Source organism: Oleiphilus sp. HI0080, assembly GCF_001635135.1.
Map to the genome: position 1 here is coordinate 1 of NZ_LWFU01000885.1, position 946 is coordinate 946.

Here is a 946-nt window from a genome sequence, read left to right on the forward strand (position 1 = left end):
TGAAAGGCTTTAAACCACAGCATAAGGATTAATTTCCTGTGTATTGGTAGTAACGGTTAATATCATTTTGAGTCAACACACCCAACGTTCGTTTAAGGCCTCCACTATCGCGTTCAACGATTAAGGCCCCTTTTGCCTCTTTGTTTAAGGTTTTCAGGGCCTCTTCGAGCGTGGCTTGATAATAGATGTGAGCAAAGTCCTGCCGATGTGCAGGGATCTCAAGTAGCGCAATGCTTGCATGTTTTTCGTTTTCTGCCTCGTGTTTTGCGTCTTTTTCATCCTGAGGTTTGTTTTGTTCCATATAACGAACGAGATCAACCGCCGGCAGTAAAGAGACTGGAATATTTTTGTCGTTGTGAATAATGACCCAGTGGGGTCCTTGCCTAAGAATTTCTTCCGCTTCTTGCCATTCAACATGTTTTTGCGCTCGGGCGAACTTTCGATCCATGATCGCAAGCACGCTCACGCTGCGCAGAGCTTGAACGGTTGGGCTACTGTTGTAGTTTAAACCTTGCGCTTCGAGCATCGTGATGAAGACCGATTTTTGTTTGAACACCGTACTAGCGAACATGCTAGATACAACGATCACTAACATTCCAGGCAAGATAATATTTGGATTTTGTGTTAGCTCGAGAATTGCCATTAGAGCTGCCAAGGGCGCTTGGAGGACCGACCCCATCATTGCACCCATACCTAGCATGGCGTAAAAACCAGTCGATGAGGCAATATCCGGCATCAGCCATTGCGCGATAATACCAAGTGCCCCGCCAGTCGTTGCCCCGATGAATAGGGTTGGACCGATCATACCGCTAGGCATCCCAAGACCAAGTGTCGTCGCAGTTACCAGCAGCTTGGTCAGTGCAATACCGCACAATAAACCCAAAGCGATCTGGCCGGTAAAGGTATGGTTTACGGTGTCATAGCCAATGCCCATAATTTCAGGAAA

The 946-nt window shown here is 47.0% G+C and carries 1 protein-coding gene; it reads right to left on the bottom strand.

Features of this window, described 5'->3' with window-relative positions; translation table 11 throughout:
• Nucleotides 1-28: 28 nt before the first annotated feature.
• On the bottom strand, nt 29-946 hold a 918-nt coding region (locus A3751_RS17605), incomplete at its 5' end, for a chloride channel protein (RefSeq protein WP_156492589.1).